At 31.0% G+C, this 20,847-nt stretch carries 17 protein-coding genes and 1 tRNA gene; 8 read left to right on the forward strand and 10 right to left on the reverse strand.

Annotated elements, in window-relative coordinates:
- Window positions 1-136 precede the first annotated feature (136 nt).
- The 3 genes from B3578_RS00115 to B3578_RS00125 all read left to right on the forward strand — a co-directional run bounded on the left by B3578_RS00115 (window position 137) and on the right by B3578_RS00125 (window position 8,954).
- Window positions 137-6,244, forward strand: a complete 6,108-nt coding sequence (locus B3578_RS00115; RefSeq protein WP_291046088.1) for an alpha-2-macroglobulin family protein — start codon at window positions 137-139, stop codon at window positions 6,242-6,244.
- A 264-nt stretch (window positions 6,245-6,508) separates the two neighbouring features.
- Complete coding sequence (locus B3578_RS00120) at window positions 6,509-7,609, forward strand: serine hydrolase domain-containing protein (protein WP_286496138.1); 1,101 nt, start codon at window positions 6,509-6,511, stop codon at window positions 7,607-7,609.
- Between the two features lie 76 nt (window positions 7,610-7,685).
- Window positions 7,686-8,954 (forward strand): ectonucleotide pyrophosphatase/phosphodiesterase, encoded by a 1,269-nt coding sequence (locus tag B3578_RS00125; RefSeq protein WP_291046092.1) that lies wholly within the window; start codon window positions 7,686-7,688, stop codon window positions 8,952-8,954.
- Between the two features lie 96 nt (window positions 8,955-9,050).
- On the opposite strand, the gene B3578_RS00130 is transcribed toward B3578_RS00125, so the two are convergent.
- The 8 genes from B3578_RS00130 to B3578_RS00165 all read right to left on the reverse strand — a co-directional run bounded on the left by B3578_RS00130 (window position 9,051) and on the right by B3578_RS00165 (window position 14,869).
- Window positions 9,051-10,004, reverse strand: coding sequence for an EamA family transporter (locus B3578_RS00130; RefSeq protein ID WP_219034739.1), 954 nt, complete (start codon window positions 10,002-10,004; stop codon window positions 9,051-9,053).
- A gap of 71 nt (window positions 10,005-10,075) precedes the next feature.
- A complete protein-coding gene (locus tag B3578_RS00135; RefSeq protein WP_038333632.1) occupies window positions 10,076-10,690 on the reverse strand; it encodes a deoxynucleoside kinase in 615 nt (204 codons plus the stop codon).
- A gap of 190 nt (window positions 10,691-10,880) precedes the next feature.
- A complete protein-coding gene (locus tag B3578_RS00140) occupies window positions 10,881-11,672 on the reverse strand; it encodes a hypothetical protein (RefSeq protein WP_221854784.1) in 792 nt (263 codons plus the stop codon).
- Entirely contained in the window at window positions 11,673-12,440 is a 768-nt protein-coding gene (locus tag B3578_RS00145; RefSeq protein WP_125350137.1) for a sulfite exporter TauE/SafE family protein, read from the reverse strand. It lies immediately after the preceding gene.
- 64 nt (window positions 12,441-12,504) lie between these two features.
- Window positions 12,505-12,576, reverse strand: a tRNA-Arg gene (locus B3578_RS00150).
- Window positions 12,577-12,604: 28 nt separating this feature from the next.
- Window positions 12,605-13,630 carry a hypothetical protein gene (locus tag B3578_RS00155; protein ID WP_291046102.1) on the reverse strand — a complete coding sequence of 342 codons (1,026 nt, stop codon included), beginning with the start codon at window positions 13,628-13,630 and terminating at the stop codon, window positions 12,605-12,607.
- Complete coding sequence (pnuC, locus tag B3578_RS00160; protein WP_219034749.1) at window positions 13,614-14,201, reverse strand: nicotinamide riboside transporter PnuC; 588 nt, start codon at window positions 14,199-14,201, stop codon at window positions 13,614-13,616. The genes B3578_RS00155 and pnuC overlap by 17 nt, the downstream gene beginning before the upstream one ends.
- A 212-nt stretch (window positions 14,202-14,413) precedes the next feature.
- A complete protein-coding gene (locus tag B3578_RS00165; RefSeq protein WP_219034742.1) occupies window positions 14,414-14,869 on the reverse strand; it encodes a hypothetical protein in 456 nt (151 codons plus the stop codon).
- Window positions 14,870-15,239: 370 nt separating this feature from the next.
- On the opposite strand from B3578_RS00165, the gene B3578_RS00170 reads away from it, so the two are divergent.
- On the forward strand, window positions 15,240-15,776 hold the full coding sequence (locus B3578_RS00170; protein ID WP_306822322.1) for a GNAT family N-acetyltransferase: 537 nt from the start codon (window positions 15,240-15,242) through the stop codon (window positions 15,774-15,776).
- A 123-nt stretch (window positions 15,777-15,899) separates the two neighbouring features.
- Window positions 15,900-16,547 (forward strand): 2OG-Fe(II) oxygenase, encoded by a 648-nt coding sequence (locus B3578_RS00175; protein ID WP_219034743.1) that lies wholly within the window; start codon window positions 15,900-15,902, stop codon window positions 16,545-16,547.
- 141 nt (window positions 16,548-16,688) lie between these two features.
- Here B3578_RS00175 and trxB read toward each other — a convergent pair whose 3' ends face one another.
- On the reverse strand, window positions 16,689-17,633 hold the full coding sequence (gene trxB / locus B3578_RS00180) for a thioredoxin-disulfide reductase (protein WP_221854545.1): 945 nt from the start codon (window positions 17,631-17,633) through the stop codon (window positions 16,689-16,691).
- A gap of 71 nt (window positions 17,634-17,704) precedes the next feature.
- Window positions 17,705-18,715 carry a DNA polymerase III subunit delta gene (gene holA, locus B3578_RS00185; RefSeq protein WP_219034745.1) on the reverse strand — a complete coding sequence of 337 codons (1,011 nt, stop codon included), beginning with the start codon at window positions 18,713-18,715 and terminating at the stop codon, window positions 17,705-17,707.
- A gap of 3 nt (window positions 18,716-18,718) precedes the next feature.
- Here holA and B3578_RS00190 point away from each other — a divergent pair, with 3 nt between their 5' ends.
- From B3578_RS00190 to B3578_RS00200, 3 genes are all read left to right on the forward strand, one after another.
- Entirely contained in the window at window positions 18,719-19,171 is a 453-nt protein-coding gene (locus B3578_RS00190; protein ID WP_221854544.1) for a type I restriction enzyme HsdR N-terminal domain-containing protein, read from the forward strand.
- Between the two features lie 450 nt (window positions 19,172-19,621).
- Window positions 19,622-20,404, forward strand: coding sequence for a hypothetical protein (locus B3578_RS00195; protein ID WP_221854543.1), 783 nt, complete (start codon window positions 19,622-19,624; stop codon window positions 20,402-20,404).
- Between the two features lie 7 nt (window positions 20,405-20,411).
- Window positions 20,412-20,828, forward strand: a complete 417-nt coding sequence (locus tag B3578_RS00200; protein WP_286496144.1) for a hypothetical protein — start codon at window positions 20,412-20,414, stop codon at window positions 20,826-20,828.
- Window positions 20,829-20,847 lie beyond the last annotated feature (19 nt).

Consider the following 20,847-nt stretch of genomic DNA (forward strand, 5'->3'; position numbering starts at 1 on the left):
CAACTTATATATCAAAAAATCTGAATGGCAACATTCAGATTTTTTTTGTGCTATATATAAACCATTTGATAATTTTTTTACTTCCTCAACCAACCATTTTTCCGTAACTTGCATCTACTGATAAAAGAAAGAATCTATGAAACAGCTACTGTTTTTATTATTAATTTTAACCAATTCGATGCTTATGGCTCAATCCCCAACGATTGATCAAAAGTGGAAGGAAATTGACCAACAAATGCAAAATGGTCAATTCAAATCTATCCAACCAAAAATTGATGAACTTAAAACGTTATCAAAAAAGCAAAATAATCAACAAAGTTATCTGAAAGCTTTGTTTTATGAAGCAAAAATAAAAGTCGCAACTTCTGATGAAACAGATGATGTAAACTTCGTTTTTGATTTGTTTAAAAAGGATTTAGATGAAAAATCAATTGTAAATAATGCGATTGTTTATTCATATTTAGCTGAGTTATATCAATTGTATTACAACGAAAATCGTTGGAAAATCAATAGTCGTACAAATGTCGAAAATCAAGCTACAAATGATGTGAGATTTTGGACAGAAGATACTTTTAAGAAAACAATTAATGATTATTTTTCGAAATCAATTCAACCAAAAAATGAATTAATAAATGCAAAATCTCAAGATTATAAAATGATTTTGAATATTGCAAATGATAAGAAAAATGCGCAACAACAATTTGATTTAACGCCAACATTGTATGATGTTTTAGCAAGAAATTATATCAATTATCTGAATGAGAATGATGAAAAAGATAAAGCAAATCAATTGCTTTCTGATTTAGTTGAGATTAATAAACAAAAAAATAACGAAAATGCTGTTTTGTACAATGAATTGATTTTAATTGATTCAAACCGAGGTTCGACTTCGGTTCAAGAAATTATTAAACAAAAAGAATTTTTAGCAACAAAATATCCAAAAGCATGGTATTCGTCTTATGTGTATGCAACTTTAGCGACAGATTATTATGGTTTGCAAGAAGATAAATTGGCGAACGTAAATAAGATTTTTGAACTACAACAAAAAGTTGCGAAGCTTTATCCAAATTCGGAGGAATTAGAGAATATAAATAATTTAGTTTCGAAGATAAAATCGCAAGAATTAAGTGTACAAGCAGAGCGATATATTAACGAAAATCAGAATACACCAATTCAATTAACGCATAAAAATTTGTCGCAAGTTTTTGTGAGAATTTTCGCTTATAATGAAGGTTTTGATGGAAAAGATAAAATACAAGCGTTAAATGTTTACAACGAAAATAGAATTGCAGAAGCGCAAAAATTTCTGAATAGTTTAAAGGTTGTTGATCAATATGCAATTGATGTTAAATCGTTTGAAGATTATCAAAATCATTCGACAATTGTTAAATTAAATCCACTAAAATCTGGTCGTTATATTGTCCTTTTTTCGAATAATTCTGAATTCAGAATCAACACAAAAGACGATATTGATTATTTAGATGTAATGGTTTCGAAATATGCGATAAATTCTTTAAATGATAAATTGTCGGTTGTGAATCGTGAAACTGGAAAACCAGAAAGTAATGTTGCGGTTGAGTTTTCTAATTTGACAAATTATAATAAAAAGGAAACAAAAACTTTAACATCGGATAAAGATGGAATAATAACAATTCCTTCGGGCTGGAGAAATCTTCAATATCGTGTGAAAGACGAACATACTATTTATTCAACGTATTACTACGATTATGATCGTGATGATGAAGATGATGATTCTTCTGTCAAGATTTTCACAGATCGTGCGATTTATCGTCCTGGACAAACGGTTTATTTCAAAGGAATTTATTATTTATCGAAAGATAAAACTCGAAATATCATTCCAAATTCTAAATTGACGATTGCTTTATATGATGTTAACAATAAAGAGCTTTCTAAAATAGATTTAACAACTAATGAATTTGGATCTGTAAATGGAAGTTTTATTTTGCCAAGTTCTGCTTTAACAGGTAACTTTTCGATCAGAGCTATTAATGAAGACGGTTATTATTCATTCAAAGTGGAAGAATATAAACGTCCAAAATTCAAAGTAGAAATAGAGAAAAATAAAGGTGTTTATAGTTTAAACGACAAGGTAAAAGTAGAAGGAAAGGCGATTGCTTTTTCTGGTGCTAATATCGATAATGCTAAAGTTTCGTATCGTGTTTATCGTCAAGAAATTTTTACATTTTGGCCTTGGTATCGCTCAATTCCAGCAGGTCGTGGAGAACGAGAAGAAATTACGTTTGGAGATACAACAACAGATGCGGAAGGAAAATTTAACTTTGAATTTGTAGCAAAACCAGCTTCGGAGAAAAAGAAAGATGAGGTAAGAACCTACAATTATTTTATTGAAGTAAATGCAACGGATATCAATGGAGAAACGCAATCAGAATCTTCTTCCGTAAAAGTTGGAGACACAAGAATATCGTTAAATATTGCTATTTCTGAGAAAGCTAAAGTAGATGATTTGAAAGCTTTCAAAATTGAAGTGAAAAACTTGAATGATGAAAAATTAGATGGAAAAGGACACGTCGAAATTTATTCGTTAAATGCACCAAAAGAAATAGTTCGTCGTCAAAAATTTACAACAGATTATAATATTTATTCGAAAGAAGAATTCAAAAAAATATTTCCGAATGAACCTTATGGTGACGAAATGAATCCAAAAACGTGGACAACAAATCAAAAGGTTTTTGAAAGTGATTTTGATACAAAAATTTCTGATGAAATTAAATTTAATCAAGCTTCAAATTTAGAAGAAGGTTATTATGTTGTAAAAGGTTTTGTGATGGACGGAACACAAAAAGTGGAAGTGGATAAATTGATTTATGTTTCGAATGAAAAGAAAGCAAATGCAATTAAAACACTTTTAGCAGTTTCGCCTAATAAATTGACTTTCGAACCAAAAGATGTTGCAAAAATTGAGTTCAAATCGGGTTCTAAAAATACATTTGTGTATTATGAAGTAGAGGCGAATCAAACAATTATTGAGAAAGGTTTTTTGGATTTGAGTAAAAAATCTGTAGTCGAAATTCCAATTAAAGAAGAATATCGCGGTGGAATTTATGTGAATTATGCCATGACGAAATTCAATGATGTGCAAACAGGAAGTCTTAATTTGGCAGTTCCGTTTACCAATAAACAACTGAAAGTTACGGCTGAAGTTTTACGTGATAAATTGACGCCAGGTGCAAAAGAAAAATGGCAACTAAAAATTGAAGGACCAAATAAAGATAAAGTTTCAGCTGAGGTTTTAACAAGTATGTACGACGCTTCGTTGGATCAATTTGCGTCAAATTCATTAGATTTTAATGTGTATGATTTTACAAATTCAAGAAGAAATAACCCTTTTAATCTATATCAATTTTATATAACAAATCAATCTCGAGCAATTTATTATCGTACAAATTATGATTTTTATGCAAGAGGATATGCAGGATTAGACCTTAATTTATTTGATTTTGGTTTCAATCAATATCGCATGAATCGTATGATGATGAAGTCTGTTGCGCCAGGTGTAAAAATAAAAGAAGTATCAGAAAATGAAATTCATGTTGAGGTACAAATGGGGGCTGCTGCTGATGTAAGTTTAGAAGGTTCTGTTGTAACAGCTTTAGGAATTACAAGAGATAAGAAATCGTTAGGTTATTCAACTCAAGCAGGAGAACCTGGAGCTTCTGCAAATGTAACAGTTCGTGGAGTTTCTTCTGCCGAAATTTCAAATGCACTTTATGTTGTAGATGGAGTTGTGTATGATATAATGCCAGAACTTAATTCAGATGATATTCAGTCTATGAATGTATTGAAAGGAGAAGAGGCGACTGCTTTATATGGAGCAAGAGGAGCAAATGGAGTAGTGATTATTACAACTAAAAAAGAGGCAAACGCAACTTTAGATAATGTAAAAGCGCGTACAAATTTAAATGAAACAGCCTTCTTTTATCCAAACTTAAAAACAGATGCAAAAGGAAATATTATTATAGAATTTACTACGCCAGAAAGTTTAACAGAATGGAAATTTATGGCAATTGCACATACGCCAGACCTTAAAACAGGTTATTTGGAGCAAAATGTTCGCACGCAAAAAGACTTGATGGTTGTGCCAAATATGCCACGTTTCTTACGTGAAGGCGATCAAATTTCGGTTTCGTCTAAGATTAATAATTTATCAGATAAGGTATTAAATGGTTCTGCGAAATTGATGTTGTTTGATGCGTTTACCAATCAACCAATTGATGCACAATTCAAATTGACAAATGCAGTTCAGAATTTCTCTGTTGCAAAAGGAAGCTCGGATCAAGTGACGTGGACAATTGATGTTCCGAAAAATGTACAAGCAGTTGTGTATCGTGTGGTGGCTTCGGCTGGAGATTTTTCGGATGGTGAAGAATCGGCTTTACCAATTTTGACAAATCGTATGATGGTGACAGAAACGTTGCCGATTTATGTGAAAGAAGGTCAAAAGAAATCGTTCCAATTTGATAACATGATCAACAATAAATCGACTTCGTTAGATAATTTCAAATTAACATTCGAGATGACAACGAATCCGATTTGGTATGCAGTTTTCTCGTTGCCTTATTTGCGCGAATATCCTTACGAATGTGCAGAGCAAGTGTTCTCGCGTTTATATGGAAATATGATTTCAGAAAAAGTGATCAATTCAAATCCAAAAATTAAAGCTGTTTTTGATGATTGGAACAAAAAAGGTGAATTGAAATCAAAATTACAATTGAACCAAGAATTGAAAAATATCATTTTAGAAGAAACGCCTTGGATGAAAAATGCAGAAAGCGAAGAAGAGCAAATGAAGCAAATTGCAGTTTTATTTGAATTGAATCAAATGCAAACGGAAATGAAATCGGCTTTCCAAAAATTATCGGATAAACAACAATCAAATGGTGGCTTTGCTTGGTTTGACGGTGGTCGTCCAAACGAATATATCACAACGCATATTGTTTCTGGTTTCGGAAATATGAAGAAAATGGATGTGAATTTCAAAGCATTTGAAATAGATGTAAATCCATTAATCAAAAAAGCGATTCAGTTTATTGATGATGAGAATTTAAAACGTTTCAAAGAGTTCAAAAAAGATCAAAAATCATTCAAGGATGTTGCGTATTCAGACGGTTTACATTATTTATATGCGCGTTCGTTTTTCTTAGAAGATTATCCGATGTCGAAAGAATTGGAAGAAATGAAAACAGCGATGTTAAAGAATCTAAATGATACAAAATTAGAGTTGTCGTTGCAACAAAAAGCAATGGCTGCAATTGTGATGAATCGTTTTGGAATGCAGTCTGCTGCTAAGATTGTAGTCAATTCGATCAAAGAAAAAGCAGTAGAATCGGATGAAATGGGTATGTATTGGAAAGAAAATCAACCGGGTTGGTTTTGGTATCAAGCGCCTGTAGAAACACAATCGTTGTTAATCGAAGCATTTGACGAGGTAACAAAAGATGAAAAATCTGTCGAAGAAATGAAAGTTTGGTTATTGAAAAATCGTCAAACAAATCAGTGGAATTCGACAAAAGCAACGACAAAAGCGGTTTATGCTTTAATGAATTTCGGAAAATCTTGGATAGATGCAGAGAAAGGAATTGAAGTGAAGATCGGAAATCAAAAAATTGATTTAGATAACAATGCGCAAGCTGGTTCGGGTTATGTAAAAACTTCTTGGAACAAAGAAGAAATTAAACCTGAAATGGGTAAAGTTGAAGTTTCGAAAACTTCTCCAGGTGTTGCTTGGGGAGCGATGTATTGGCAATATTTTGAAGATTTAGATAAAATAAAATCTGCTGAAACTGGAATTAAATTCAACAAGAAATTATTTGTTAAATCGAATTCTGCAAATGGTCCAATTCTGAAAGAAATTACAACGTCAACACCGATAAAAGTTGGTGATATTGTAACTGTTCGATTAGAGATTTCTGTTGATCGCAACATGCAGTTTGTACACATCAAAGATATGCGTGCAAGTGGTTTCGAACCTGTGAATGTACTTTCTGGTTACAAATGGAAAGGCGAATTTGGATATTACGAAAGCACAAGAGATGCTGCAACTAATTTCTTTTCGGATTACATGAGAAAAGGAACATATGTTTTCGAATATGATTTGAAAGCGAATAATGCAGGTAATTTCTCGAACGGAATTACATCGATGCAAAATATGTATGCACCAGAATTGAGTGCGCAAAGTGAAGGAATTCGTGTTGAAATTAAATAGATTTTAACTTGTAAGTTTAATAATAAAGGCAAGATTTTTAATCTTGCCTTTATTTTGGTTAAAAGATACCTAAGAGTTGGTGAACTCTTAAGCAAGAGTTTAGTAATTCCTGCTTAGCTTTCTTTTGATTTATGAGTTGCGTGAGTTACGAGATTAGTGTTTCGAATTTTACACTTTGTAAAACATATTACGTACAACTTAAAACGTTAAGCGTATCACATACAATTCAAGATTTTATTTATCTTTAAAATCAAATAACACTAAATGAAGAAAAGACTTCTACTCAATATTGTACTCATTCCTTTTATCGGATTTGCGCAGCTGCAAACCATTTTTCAATCTAAAATAGATTCGATTTACGAAAAAAATAAAAACGCTGTCGGAATTATTGTTCACGTTGAAGCACCAGAACAAAACATTTCGTGGAGTTATGCAAAAGGAGTTTTGGATATTAAAACCAACGAAATTTTAAACAGCCAACAACCGGTTTTAATCGCAAGTAATACCAAACCTTATGTAGCTGCTGCAATTTTGCGTTTGGTAGAAAAAGGTCAAGTTAGAATTAACCAATCGATCAAGAATTTATTGTCTAAGAAGACTCGTCAATTGCTCGAAAAAGATGGTTATGATTTGAATACGATAACAGTCAAACATTTGTTGTCGCACACTTCTGGAATACAAGATTATGTCGATGATGCGTATTTTGAATTAGTTAATCAGCGACCGCAATATAAATGGACGAAGGAGGAACAAATAAAACGAGCAATGGAAATCGGAAGTCCACAAAAAGTAGGAGAAAAGTTTAGTTACGGTGATATCAATTATTTGCTTTTAGCAGAAATTATTGAACAAAAAACGCGTCAACCATTTTACAAAGTAATTCGAGATTTGTTAAAGTATAAAGAATTAGGTTTGACACAAACGTGGTTTATCGATTTGGAGAAATATCCTTCGAAAACACTTCCGCTTGCGCATCAATATGCAGATAAATACAAGTGGGATTCGTATGATTTAGATCCTTCGTGGGATTTGTATGGTGGTGGTGGAATAGCTTCGACAGCGAAAGAATCGGCTCTGTTTTTTCAGTATTTGTTTGAAGGGAAAATTATTCAGAATAAACAAATTTTGGATTCGATGTCAACATATGTTTTACCTTCGGATCAATCGAAATATTGTTTGGGAATTTATCATTTTGATATGGGATTCAATGCCTATTATCATGGTGGTTGGTGGGGAACAGATGTGATTTATTCGCCAGAAACTAATGCGACAATTACAGTTTTTATCTTGCAAAAAGGGTTTCAACATATCATTAATCCTTTTATTGGAAAAGAATTTCTGAAGTTGTTGATGAAGAAGAGTTAGAATTTTGAATAATTTTCTCATAAGATTTGACATTTTTTTAATTCATTCTAAGTATAAAACTTTCTAAATTTGAGGCATGAAAAAATCAATACTTAGTATATTTTCTGCAATTGTTTTAACGTTCTCAGTTACAGCAAATGCACAAGAAATCGAAGAACAAATCGTAATCGAAAATCGTGTAAATGATGCCAAACAACAAGATAAATCTTATGTTATCTTGATTTCGGCAGATGGTTTTCGTTATGATTATGCTCAAAAACATGAAGCTAAAAATCTATTAGCTTTGGCTAAAAATGGAGTGAAAGCAGATGCCATGTATCCGTCTTTTCCTTCTGTTACATTTCCAAATCATTATACAATTGTAACTGGTTTAACACCTATTCATCATGGTTTGGTAGGAAATAATATGTTAGACAGAGAAGTTGGTGATCGTTATTTATTGGGAAATAGAAATGCAGTTATCAATCCGAAATGGTACGGAGGAACGCCAATCTGGAACCTTGCAGAACAGAACAAAATGTTAGCTGCTTGTTACTATTGGCCAGGTTCGGAAGCGCCTATTAATGGTATGTTCCCAACGTATTCGTACAAGTATTCGGAAAAATCACCAATTGATTACCGTATTCAGCAAGTTGTAAATTGGTTGGAGTTACCAGCTGAAAAACGTCCACATTTAATTACGTTTTATTTTCCGGAAGTAGATCACGCAGGGCATTCTTTTGGTCCTGATGCACCTGAAACAAAGGAAGCTGTACAATTTGTAGATCAATCAATCAAGAAATTGAATGATGAGGTTGCAAAAACAGGTTTGAAAGTGAATTTTGTTTTTGTTTCTGATCATGGAATGACAAGAATTGATGATGAAAATCCATTGAAATTGCCAATTAAAATTGATGAATCAAAAGTACAAGTTGCTTCAAATGGTTCTTATGTAAGTCTTTTTGTAAAAGATAAAAATGATATCGAATCAATTTACAAAGAAATAAAAGCAGTTCAGAATAATACGTTCGAAGTGTATAAAACAACAAATGTCCCATCTAAATATCATTTTGATAAAAAGAATGATCGATACAATCGTATTGGAGATATTATTTTGATTGCACATGCTCCAAACTATTTCTCAAACAAAAATGCACCGAAAGGTTCGCATGGTTTTTATGTAAAAGAAACGCCAGAAATGAAAGCGACTTTTATGGCTTGGGGACCAAATATTAAGTCTGGTAAAGAGATTAAAGTTTTTCCAAATACAGAAATCTATCCAATGCTTGCGAAGATATTAGGTTTACCAATTCAAGAAAAAATTGATGGAACAAATCAATTAGCCAATAAAATTTTGGTGAAATAATTTAGATTTTACTCAAAATACAAAGCCAACTTATTAAGAGTTGGCTTTTTTTGTTATTGAATTTTCATTGACTTATAAGAATTCGTCATTTTGAATTTATTTTTTCTTAAAATTCAGATTTGATATAATAATAGCAAAAATAATAACGGCGATTCCTGTCCATTGTATTGCGAGTACTTGTTCATGTAAAAGGACAAAAGCCATGGTTACTGAAACGGGTAATTCTAACGAAGAAACAATACTTCCCAAACCTAATCCTGTGTGCGGAAAACCTTTGTTTAAAAGAATAGGAGGTAAGACAGTTCCGAAAATTGCCAACGGTAATCCCCAAGTATAAAAAATGCTAAAATTGAATGCATGAATTCCATTTACATCATTTGAAAAGTTGTTGTAAAAGCTCATTAAACCATCAAAGTAATAAGGTCCGATTTGGCTAAAAAACAAAAATAGAGACACAATAATAGAACCTCCAAAAAGCATCCACAAACTTTTTTTATAAGCTGGTAAATAATTGGCTAAACTATTCGATGTAAACATGGTAGTCGTAAAAGAACAAGCTGCTAAAAATCCCCAAAACAATCCTTTAGGATTTAACTCGACTTCTTGGTTGATTAAATTTGTTGCCAAAACAGTTCCAAATAATACCAAAACCATTGCAATTAATTTTTTGGCAGAAGGAAATTGTTTTCCCAAAATACTCTCAACCAAAATACTAATCCAAACCGTTTGCATCAACAATACAATTGCGATTGACACATTGATATATTGTACCGCTAGATAGTAAAATAAACTTGTGAAACCTAACGAAGTTCCAGCAAGAATCAACCTTTTTTTATCTTTTTGTTCAATCTTTGGTAAATCTTTTTTACTCATCATAAATAAGTTGATGATTCCCAAAATCAAAATTCCTAATACAAACTGAGAAGTTGTTACCTCGGCAGTCGTATAGCCTTGATCGTATGCAATTTTTACAAATGTTGCTAACATTCCGTAGAAGCTAGCGCCCATTGCAACGAACAAAACTCCCTTCAAAATACTTTTATTTTCCATAATTTTTTACGCAAAAAAACGGCCTGATTAAATTTAAAATCAAGCCGTGCAAGTTACTTTATTTTTTCTGACTAAAAAAGTCCGTTAATTTCTCCTTCTATTTTATTGAAAATGAATCCTAAATCTTCTTTATTTTCAACAAAATCTAAATTATCCACGTCGATTACCAACACTTTTCCTTCTTTATAATTCGAAATCCACTTGTCGTATTTCTCGTTTAGACGATTCAAATAATCAATACTAATCGAATTTTCGTAATCGCGACCACGTTTCTGAATTTGCGAAACCAATGTAGGAATTGAAGCTTTAAGATAAATCAATAAATCTGGTGCTTCTACAAAACTTGTCATCAAATTAAAAACACGTAAATAGTTGTTATAATCTCTTGTAGACAATAATCCCATATCGTTCAAGTTACTCGCAAAAATATGCGCATCTTCGTAAATTGTACGATCCTGAATAATGTCTTTTCCGCTTTCTCTAATCTCTTTTACTTGATTAAAACGGCTTCCTAAGAAATAAATCTGAAGATTGAACGCCCATTTTTCCATGTCGTTGTAAAAATCATCCAAATACGGATTCATTTCTACATCTTCAAACTGAGCTGTCCAGTTGTATTGTTTTGCTAAAAGGTTTGTTAGAGTAGTTTTACCTGCTCCAATATTTCCGGCTATGGCGATATGCATTTTCCAATTATTTTAACGTTTGCAAATATACTAAAGCTTAATTTTCAAAACAAAATATAAGCTAGCGACTCATAGAAAAATCTTTTTTTAGAAAAAAATTATTCCGATTGATTTATGAATTTTTATTCAATTATAAATTAAAAATAAATAAGGATTAGTAATTAGTTTTAATTGATTAAATAGTTTATTATTAATTATTTGTATTTAAAATAGTATAAGTGTAAATTTTATTTTCGACCAAAGTATAAAGATTTTTTTCGCTAAACGCAAAACTTTTTACATTTTCTAAATCGATAAAAGTCGTCAAATTTTGATTAACAATATTTTTTGATATTAGTTTATTGTCATTTATATAGAAAATAACATCTTTATAAAAATAAAAAGGTTGCTGATTGGTGTCAAATTCAAAATTAGATTTGAAATTTCCATAATCATCGTAAACATAAATTGTTTTCTGACCTTTTAAATACACCAAATTTTTGTACACATGTATTTTATCGATTGATTGATCATTATACTTCAAATAAATTTGTTTTGATGTCAGAATTGGTTTTTGTAACTGATAATTATAGTAAACAATTTTATTCCCGATTAAATCATAAAACCAACAAAATTGCGTGTCAACAACTTTTAATGCTGCAGGCATAAAATCGTTAGATTTAATCTTTACAATATCCTGAATAGGATTCAAATCTTCGTCTAAAATAGTGAGTTGATTAAAATTTGAATACACATAAGCTCGAAGTGGATTATTGACATCAACTGAAGTAATAATATTTTTGAGATCAATACTTTTGTTCTTTTTCGACTGAAATATTTTTTCAATTCTAGTATCTGAAATCAAATAAATCGAATTATTTAGATCAGTATCAATTGATTTGATTGTTTTATTTTCAATCAAAACTGAATCTTTTAACTCAAACTTTTGAGAAAAAACAGTGATAAATGCAGAAACAAAAATAATTGAAAAAATGGTTTTCATTTACTTGAAAATTACTTCATAACCAAATCTACAAATTGAGAGTAGGATTACCAAAATAAATATGTATCGAATAAATTTATTCCCTTTGTTGATGGCTAATTTTGCTCCAATAAAACCTCCTAAAGCGTTGCAAATAGCCATTGGTAAAGCTATTTTCCAGATAATTTGCCCTTTGATTAAAAACAAACAAATCGAACCAAAATTAGTTGCTAAATTGATCAGTTTTGCATTAGTATTAGCTTTCAAAAAATCCATACCAAGAAGTGTTACGAATCCCAAAATAAAGAAAGTTCCAGTTGCAGGACCAATAAAACCATCGTAAAAACCAACTGCAATACTCACAATACAACCATTGATAATCGCAATGTGGTAAGGAATTTTACGCTCGGTTGCTTGTCCAAAATCTTTCTTGAAAATAGTGTAAATGGCTAAAACAATCAAAATGATTAACAAAACAGGCTTCATAAAATCATTATTGATAACCGTTAACAATTGTGATCCTAAAAAAGCAGAAACAAATGCGCATATAGCCATAATCGTGAAAAGTTTCCAATCTATTTTTACCTTTTTTAGATATTGTGAAGTTGCTAAAGCTGTTCCACTAAATGCTGGAATTTTTAGCGTTCCGATTACTGTTGAAACAGGTAAATTAGGTAAAAAAGCAAGTGATAATGGCGTTTGTATTAATCCACCACCACCAACAATAGAGTCGATGAAGCCAGCGCAAAAAGCTGCCATGCATAAATAGAATAAAATCTCGATTTCCAAAACTGAAAAATTTTGGCAAATGTATAAGAGAAATAATAAATAATGAAGGAATTATTAAAAATTGTAGCCACGATGAGACTCGAACTCATACTGTCAGAACCGGAATCTGATATTCTATCCATTAAATTACGCAGCCAAAAGTTTTGCAAATATAGATAAATAGACTATTTGAGTTGAATATTTTGTCTAAAATTTCGGTGTTGGGTTGCGGTAAAATAATCTCTGAAAATTTGATTGATTTCTTCATTTATTTTTGAAGCTTTAATTCCAAGTTGTGGATAAATTTCAATGATAAATTGAGTGATTTTCTCAACAGTTTCTATTCCAAATGAATGAATTTCAGTTTCGATTTCTTCTGAAATAGGAGAATTATTTGTCAATAAATTTTCTATTGTTTTAGCAAATTCAATAGTTTTCGAAGTTGATTTAATAACGAAATTATCAAAATTAGTTTGTTTTTGGTATTGAATAATCTCTAAACTTTTTTCGATAAAATGTTCTGCCATTCCAAGATAATTTACCAATAAAGTTAAATCAGCAAAAATTCGGAAAGGTATTTTTTCGACCAAATCATCACTATAAAATTCATTATAAATAAAACTATAATCTTGATGAACGATTTCATTTTCTACTTCAAAACTATGAGAAGATGTAGCAACCATTCCCATTGATTTCCAAGTTGAAATTAATTTAACTTGAGATTTATTTAAAATAAATGACAAAAACTTTGGTTCACCATTTTTATCCAATTTCTCTTTTCCATCTTCGATTATTTTCGCATTTAATGTAAAATGAGTGAGGTAAGGAGCGCCAGTTGCATAATGCCACAAACCGTTTATGATATATTTATCTCCAACTTTTTCAGCAGTTCCACCAAGCATTCCGCTTCCACCAAAACACGTTTTTTGTGATGAAAATAAATTATAAGCAATATCGGGTTTTAGATTTCGAGAAAAATAATTTGCTCCACTACAAAGAGTTATAAACCAACCTAAACTTCCGTCAATTTTAGCAACTGATTGAAGAATTTTTAATCCTTCAGAAAAATGTAAGCCAAGTCCATTGTATTGTTTCGGAACCCAAATATTCAACCAATTTTGAGTATAAATATGATCGAGAACTACTTGATTAAAGGATTCTTTATTCAATAATTCTTTTTGAATTTTGGGAATATCAAGCATTATTTTCATTCAAAATTTTTCTCCAATTAAAATATCCAGAAATCGCCACACAGAATAAAATCAACGATAAAATAGCATATAAATACAAATCTTTGTGAATCATTAATGGAATTGAAATAATGTTACTAATATTCAACAAAATCCAATTTTCGAGTTTACGTTTTGCCATTAACCACATACCAGCCCATGCAAATGCGCTTACGATTGAATCCCAAATTGGAACGTCAGAATCGGTGATATGTGTAAGTGTTAAATAAAAAATGGTAAAACTACTTAAAACAATTCCTGAGACAACTCCCCATTCTTTTTTGTTGGTTATCGTAATTTCAATTTCGTGTTTTTGTTGTCCAAATTGCCAATATAACCAACCATAAATGCTCATCACTAAATAATAAATATTAAGAGTGAACTCGGCATATAGCTTAGAATTGAACATAACGAAAAGCGATAATGTAATTCCTGCAATTCCAAATAAATAATTTTTTGGATTATTGAATCTCGCCAATACGACTTGAAAAATAGAAAATGTGACACCTAGCCATTCAAGCCAAGTTGTGTGTAAAATAATTTCCTTCATCATAATTTGTTTTGATGAGGAGATAGAAGTTATTGCTAACATCAATTCCTCCGCCAGCATTATCTGGATCAGGTATAGAACAAAATTGTTCTTGGGTATATTCTCAGCTTTTTAGCACCCCATTGAAAGGCAAAGATGAAAAGTTTTGATGAGTTTTCCTAATTAATAATCAAAAAAGCTTTCTCNNGAGAAAGCTTTTTTGATTATTGTATTTTTTATATCAAACCAAATTGCTTGAAATGATGTGTAAAATGTTTTTTATGAAATGTTTTCCAATCTTCGTATCCAATATCATTTAAAACAGGATTGACAATTTTAGCATCAGGATTTTCTGTGAAATATGAATTGAATTTATCAATTTCTTGTTCTAATTTTTCTATTGCAGCTTCTAAAGAATGGTAACGTAAATCTAGTAAACCTTCCATTCCATTTGCTTTTATCCCCTTTTGCATTTCATGATCAGATTCTAATAAAAAGGATTTGTATTGGGGTATTTGCTCTGCAGGAATTCGACAAGGTACTGTTAAACCTCCATTTGAAATTTTAGTGGTTACAATCAAATGTTCAACCATGTGTTGAGGTGTCATAATTCCCCATTCTGGCTGTTGATCTACTTTTAAACTTTTTAGTTTAGAAATAAGACTGGCTTTATCTTCAAAATTTAAAAACATATTTTTTCTGTGAAGTTAGTTAGTCGTATAATAATAATCAATAAAATTCAAGATTTATTTTGTTAATTGTTCAAGCCTTTTTATATAAGCGTCTACAAAATTCTGAATGAAACTTGTTGTGGTTATAGAGTTCTAATTGTCCAATCTTAATAACTTTAAGGGTATATCCTTCGGTTGTCATTTTAATTAAGTTCTTTGAAATCTTTCTAGAATTTGCTTCTTTTCATAGACTTCCCATAAAAGTCCAATTGTTTTTTGAGTTTAGTTATCTGATTTCATTTTAAGAAAGTTTATGTAAAAATTTTCAATGAATTAATTATCATTTTTAATGAATATCGTATAAGAAAAATGTAAATTAGTATTGTATTAAATGAAACAAATGATAAATATTCAGCCCAATTTAGAAAATGATTTAGTAGAACTTCAACCGCTCAACGATAATGATTTTGAAGCGCTTTATTTAGCTGCTTCAGACCCGAAAGTTTGGGAACAGCACCCAAATAAAAATCGTTGGAAAAGAGATGTTTTTATGAATTTTTTCGAAGGTGCAATTCAAAGTAAAGGTGCTTTCAAGATTATTGATAAACAGACAAATCAAGTTGTTGGTAGCTCTCGTTTTTACGATTATGATGAGCAAGATTCATCTATTTTGGTTGGTTATACGTTTTATTCGACGAATTGTTGGGGAAAAGGTTTTAATCCGTCTGTTAAGAAATTAATGTTTGATTATATTTTTCAGTTTGTTGACAAAATTTATTTACATGTTGGCGCTGATAATGTACGTTCGCAAATTGCAGTAGAGCGTTTGGGTTGTAAAAAAGTGAAAGAAGAACAAATTGAATATTTTGGAGAAGAGCCAAAGTTAAATTTTATTTATCAGTTGAATAAAGTTGACTGGTTTAAGTAATTGATAATTAAAACTATTTTTTGAGGACAGATTTTTTATGTCCTTTTTTTGAAAAAAAACTTAAAAATATGATTATGTTTTTCGTAATAAAATATACTTTTACTGAAGTTTTCATAATAATGAATGAGTAATATTACATTAAACCCAATTTATGAAAAGATTATTGATGACTTATCAAATCAAAAATACTCTATTTCAGACTTTTTTTTCTCAACAGAGGAAACAAAGCAACTTCGCGAAGCTATAATTCGAAAAGAAAATAAAAAAGATTTTCATCAAGCTGCTGTCGGAAGTTCGGTTAACGAACAAATTATAAAATCAATCAGAGGCGATAAAATCAGATGGATTGATGAAGAAAATAAAACAGAAACGGAAGAAATTTTTTTCTCAAAAATCAATGATTTTATTGACTATCTCAATTTAACATGCTACATGGGCATTGAGGAAAGTGAATTTCATTACGCTATTTATCCCGAAGGGACATTTTACCAAAAACATGTTGATGCTTTTAAGAATGATGATAGACGCACACTTTCTATTGTATTGTATTTGAATGATGAAGAGTGGAAAGATGAATTTGGCGGACAATTGACCTTGTATTTGGCAGATGAAAATAAGGCTGAAAAAGAATTAGATATTTTACCTCTTGCTGGTCGTTTGGCTGTTTTTGATAGTAAAACTATTCCGCACGAAGTAAAAACTGTTAATCGACCAAGATATAGTATCACAGGTTGGTTGAAAACCAGAGGAAATATTTTGACATATTTGTAATAAAATCTGTAGTTGCTTCGAGATTTCAATTTCTATTTACATTAGATAAATATTGGCATCAATTTGAACGATTTAGACAATAAGAATCAAAAAAACTCAACCAATTGGTTGAGTTTTTTTGATATGTTATTAAAAATATAATTAAGCTTCAAAGAATTCTGCTACATAACGTTCTGCGTCTAATGCAGCAGCACAACCAGATCCAGCAGCAGTAATTGCTTGTCTGTAAACAGAATCTTGCACATCACCAGCAGCAAAAACACCTGCTACATTTGTTTTGTACGAACGATCTTGCGTGATTAAATATCCCGTTTCGTCCATATCCAATTTCCCTTGGAATAATTCTGTATTTGGTTTATGTCCAATCGCGATAAAAACTCCATCAACGATTAATTCTTTTTCTTCGTTTGTAACATTGTTGATGATTTTCGCTTTTTCAACAACATTGTTTCCTTCCAAACCAATTAATTCGTGGTTATATAAAACCTCTAAATTATGTGTATTTGCAACACGATCTTGCATCGCTTTAGACGCGCGCATTTCCTCTTTACGAACCAATAAATAAACCTTGTTACAAAGTTTTGATAAGTAAGTTGCTTCTTCAGCAGCGGTATCACCACCACCAACTACCGCAACATCTTTACCGCGGTAAAAGAAACCATCGCAAGTTGCACAAGCTGAAACTCCGCTACCAGCGTATTTAGTTTCATCATCTAAACCTAAATATTTCGCAGTTGCACCTGTCGAAATAATAATAGAACGAGCTTGGTAAGTTCCATTGTTCGATTTTACAGTATGTACATCACCTTCTTTTTCTCCAAAAGTTACTTCCGTTACATATTCGTATTTTATTTCAGTTCCAAAACGCTCTGCTTGTTTTTGTAAATCAGCCATCAATTCTGGTCCTGTAACTGCTTCTGGATAACCTGGGAAATTCTCAACATCCGTTGTTGTTGTTAATTGTCCACCTGGCTCCATACCAGTTAAAATCAAAGGATTCATGTTCGCGCGTGCAGCATAAATTCCCGCTGTATAACCCGCAGGTCCAGATCCTATTATGATAACATCTCTTACGTTATTTTCCATTGTGTTGTTTTATTTTTTTACAAATTTAGTATTTCTTATTTATTTTTCTCGATTCTATAAATAGATGAAAATTATAGATTCATAATTTTATACACTAATTCAATTAATAATTGGCTTGGCGTCACATTTCCAGTAGTTCCAACACCTTTTCCTTTCAAATCATATTCACGTATAAATGAGATAATTCTCGTAGCTTTTTTTAGCGGATAATTACTTGCAGCTGTCATCATTCCTTGTACAAAATACGGATTAATTCCTAATACTTTCGCCAAATTTTGCTTCGATTTATCTGGCGTAACATGTATTTGAATGATGTTTGTAAACAGATTAAAAATTGTTGTGATTGAAACGACGTACGGATTATCCTTCGGATTTTTCTCGAAATATTTAATGATTTTGAATGCTTTTTCGATGTTCTTCGTTTCGATTGCATTGCGAAGTTCAAAAACATTATAATCTTTACTAATCCCAATATGTTCCTCAATATGATTTGGTGTGATAGTTTTATCCGCGCCAACAATTGTAAAGAGTTTTTCTAATTCATTGTTCAAACGAGATAAATCTGCTCCGACATACTCCGTCAACAAAAACTTTGCTTTTGGTTCAATCTTAAATTGATTAGCTGCAACTTTTTGTTCTATCCAAGAAGGTAACTCGCTTTCATAAATCTTTTTGAATTCGTGGTAATACCCTTTTTCATTCAGAACTTTATAGATTTTCTTGCGTTTATCAAGTGAATTTCCTTTGTAATTGATGATTAAAACCGTCGAATCTTGTACTTGATTTGCATACATTTCCAACTGATCTATCGAACGGCTAAGATGTTGCGCTTCTTTTACAATCACTACAGATTTTTCTGCACCCATCGGGTATTGACGCGCCATTCCAATCAATTGTCCAACTTCTACATCTTGTCCATAAACTATTGTTTGGTTAAAACCTTTTTCTTCTTCTGTTAAAATATTTGCTTCCAACAAATCAGTTACCTGATCGATGAAAAACGGCTCGTCGCCCGCCAAGAAGTAAATCGGTTTATAGTTTTTGTTTTTTATATCTTTGATCAAAGATTCTACAGGACTCATACAATGACTGAATTAGTACAATTAAATTTTTCCGAAAAATACCAAATAAGATTGAAACAAGCCCAAGATAAATTGTATATCTTTTGTTTGATTCGAAAAAAATGGTTGGTCTATACGCCCGAAGAATGGGTTAGGCAACACGTTCTGAATTATTTAATCAACGATTTGGGTTATTCAACTTCGGCGATTGCGTTGGAAGTTGCAATTGATATTACAGGAATGCGAAAACGTGCAGATATTGTCGTTTATCAGCAAGAAAAACCATTTATTATGGTGGAATGTAAAGCGCCGAATATTGCAATTTCGCAAGCAACTTTTGATCAAATAGCGCGTTACAACATTGTGTTAGGTTCTCAATTGTTGATGGTAACAAATGGTTTGAATCATTTTTATTGTATGATGGATTTTGTTCAAAAAAGATATAATTTCTTGAAAGAGTTGCCGAAGAAAGGATAATTTGAAAATGAGCTAATGTGTTGATGTGAAAATTTGTCAATTCGAGCGATTTTAATGGATCTTGACTACGTTTCAAACGTAGCTGACCACGTCCCGAACGTAGTCGACGTGGTTCTGAAGCAAGCTGATTACGTTCCGAAGTAAGCTAGCTTTGTATTTTAGTAAGCTGATGAGGTTTTATACCTAGTTGATTACGTCCAGAACTTAGCTGACAATGTCAGGAACGTCAAATTTGGGGTTAGGTTACCTCGTTTTCTTGGTTCGTAACCAAGCCAGCTTGGTAAAAGAGACCGTCAACTTAGTAAATTTGGAAGCTGACTAGGTTCAGAACGTCGTCAGCTAAGTGTTTAAGTAAGTTTGCTGAGTAAATTAGGTAGTTAGCTTAGTGTATTACATGGAAAATGTAGTTTATTTTGTGAAATGGTTTAACTTTATTAACAAAGAAGTAATTTGTTTAATCCTTCAAGAAGAAATAGAAATATAGGTACTGCCAAACAGGGTTTTAGTAAGAATAATAAGTTGACGATTTCTACTCCATATGGTAGTTACCAATCTTTTTATGAAAAACTAACAACTTATAAAAAAGAGAGTAGAATTATTAATAATCATGAATTTGTGTTTGTAGTGGAAGATACAAGACTAAATTCTGTTCACGCATGTTCAATAAATGATATTGTAAAAATTATTTCAAATATACCTGTTGAGGATTATGGAGAATTAAAATTTATAGTTTTGAGACAACCAAAGCGAAAGGAGCAAATTATTTCGAGTGTTTGGGGAAGATTAGTTTATTTATACGAATTCGAGAAAGAAGATTTTCCTGCTATTATTTTAGAATCTATAGATAAAGATTCACAATTAATTTGGAGTAAAAAGCTATCAGTTGATGAACGAAAAGAATTCGAAATACTTAAAAATGATGGACATATATTTGAAGAAAGTAATAAATATTTTACATCTAAAATAGAACCTGAATTTGCAAGAAATACACAGTTATATAGAACATTACTACACGAATTTGGTCATTATGTGCATTATTTAGAACAAGTAGAAAAACCAGGTCATGAGGATGAAGAATTTGATGAATGGGAGAGACGAAATGATATTCATGTAAATCTTCCGAAAAAGGAAAAGGAAAAGTTTGCGAATAATTACGCAGATAAAATAAAATCCGAACTGATTAAAAAAGGAGTGATACCATTTCATTTAAACCATTATAAAAACGAAAACTAATTTAATAATGAATGAAGAAATAGAATATACACTAAATAAATTATTATTGAATGCAAGTTTGTATTCAATTGAATATTCGGGTATTTTATCGTTTAAGTTTTCAATTAGTAATAAATCAATTTATTATGATAAAATTGTTGAAGTAATAATAGAATTTGTATCTGGATGTAAAATATTTAATAAGATTACAAATTTTAATATTGATAATAATGAATTATTTGAGTTAGTGTCATTGGATATTTCGAATGTTAAACTATTTGATGATAAATTTTTAGAAATTTATATTGATGATAGATATATTATTAGAGCTTTAGAAGATAATTTTGTTTTGAATGATGTTAAATGGATTATTAAAAACAAATTAAATAATTATAGAATATTTTATGATGGTTATAAAATAGAAACTATAGATTTAATTAAATGACACTGTCCAAAATTTTGTG

It is taken from the genome of Empedobacter sp. UBA1574, assembly GCF_002322895.1.
GTDB classification, from domain to species: Bacteria; Bacteroidota; Bacteroidia; order Flavobacteriales; family Weeksellaceae; genus Empedobacter; species Empedobacter falsenii_B.